Source organism: Paenibacillus vini, from assembly GCF_018403325.1.
Taxonomy (GTDB): Bacteria; Bacillota; Bacilli; order Paenibacillales; family Paenibacillaceae; genus Fontibacillus; species Fontibacillus vini.
Genome location: NZ_BOSL01000010.1, coordinates 1 through 1,846, shown reverse-complemented (window position 1 = coordinate 1,846; position 1,846 = coordinate 1). Strand labels below are relative to the sequence as shown.

Annotated in this window: 3 protein-coding genes and 1 rRNA gene; all 4 read left to right on the top strand. The window is 44.2% G+C overall.

Translation table 11 applies throughout. The features are described 5' to 3' along the window. The coding region (locus tag KJS57_RS26520) for a hypothetical protein (RefSeq protein WP_244861583.1) at window positions 1-407 on the top strand (407 nt) is incomplete at its 5' end. Between the two features lie 40 nt (window positions 408-447). Then, complete coding sequence (locus KJS57_RS26800) at window positions 448-639, top strand: LPXTG cell wall anchor domain-containing protein (RefSeq protein WP_354006032.1); 192 nt, start codon at window positions 448-450, stop codon at window positions 637-639. A 77-nt stretch (window positions 640-716) separates the two neighbouring features. After that, window positions 717-1,400, top strand: a complete 684-nt coding sequence (locus KJS57_RS15480; RefSeq protein WP_213655495.1) for a class D sortase — start codon at window positions 717-719, stop codon at window positions 1,398-1,400. A 335-nt stretch (window positions 1,401-1,735) separates the two neighbouring features. Next, window positions 1,736-1,846 (top strand): 16S ribosomal RNA (locus KJS57_RS15475); the annotation flags it as partial.

The following is a 1,846-nucleotide window of genomic DNA, read 5'->3' as shown; positions in this document are numbered from 1 at the left end:
CCCACACCGACACCGACACCGACACCGACACCGACACCGACACCGACACCAACACCAACACCAACACCAACACCAACACCAACACCAACACCAACACCAACACCAACACCGACACCGACACCGACACCGACACCGACACCGACACCGACACCAACACCAACACCAACACCAACACCAACACCAACACCAACACCAACACCGACACCGACACCGACACCGACACCGACACCGACACCGACACCGACGTCCACACCGAATCCAACTTCGACACCAAGCCCTACATCGACACCAAGTCCAACGTCCACACCAAGTCCCACATCAACGCCAAGTCCAACATCAACACCAAGTCCAACATCAACACCAAGCTCTACACCAACATCAACACCGTCCCCAACGCCGGTAACTAGCCCATCTCCGACACCAAGCCCAACTCCAGTCGTAGGGGAGATTGATTCCTCAGAACCTCCTAGTCCGGATGCTTCGCCAAATAACACAACAACCTCAGAAGAACAAGAAGGGGAGGTCAAAGTACAACAACTTCCGAAAACAGGAGAAAACAGCTCGATGCCATTCTACATTCTAGGATCTGCCATAACCGCTTTAGGTCTCATATTCAGGAAAATTGCAAGAAAAAATTAATCACATAATAGCTAAGTAAGAGAAGTAAAGAGTGTAAAGCTCTTTACTTCTCTATTTAATCTGGAGGGAATACGAAAATGCGGAAAATGGCTTACTTCCTAATTGGAATAGGGATTTTGATCATCTTGTTTCCAAAGACAACCGAGTGGATTCAGGATTCGAAACAGCAGAGGCTATTGGAGGATGCAGCGAATAGTCTAAATACTCCCCGAACGAAAGAGCTTATTAACCAAGATCTTCGAAATGAGTATCTGGTTATGTCACGAGCATTAGATACTGAGTTAGTAGATGCGGACACAGAAGTTAGAGATGCGCTTGATCAAAATTCAGATCGTACTGTGAGCCAGCCCGCAGAAAAAAAGGACAAGAATCAAGCCATCGCTGTAATTAAAATTTCAAAAATTGATTTGGAATTACCTGTTCTTGAAGGCGCGACAAAGACTAACATGAAATATGCGGCAGCGCATATGAAGGAAACAACGGATTTAGGTGAAGAGGGGAATGCAGCGATTGCAGCTCATAGGTCTCATACTAAAGGGAGATTGTTTAACCGATTAAATGAAGTGGAGGTTGGAGACGAGATATTAATAGAAGTAAAAAAAGGCAGTTACGTGTATACGGTCGATAAAATCTCTGTTGTAAAACCTACAGATGTATCTGTACTTGATGTGGAGGACCCTGAAGAGAGGGTGTTGACGTTAATCACCTGCGACCCTCTTATAAATCCGACTCATCGTTTAATAGTACGCGCGAAAATGTAAAGTTCCAATGCAGCAAAGTTCCAGGTTTTTCAATTTGTAATTATGGCTGATGTTTGGTATATTAATAAATGTCGCTTCAAGCGAACGGTTTTTATCGAAAAAAGCGAGTTCTTAGAACAATGAAATAAATGCTTGCTTTTTAAATAAAGACTTGATATAATATAAAAGTTGCCGCTGATGAGGCGATAACGAAATGGATAAAGTTGATCTTTGAAAACTGAACAACGAGTGAGTATTAAATTGAGAAATTAATTTTTCTCGTCAGTTTCAAAATGAGCAAGTCAAACACCTTGATGGAACACCTCTTACCTTCGGGTTTGAGACTCCTTCCATCTTTATTGGAGAGTTTGATCCTGGCTCAGGACGAACGCTGGCGGCGTGCCTAATACATGCAAGTCGAGCGGACTTGATGGAGTGCTTGCACTCCTGATGGTTAGCGGCGGACG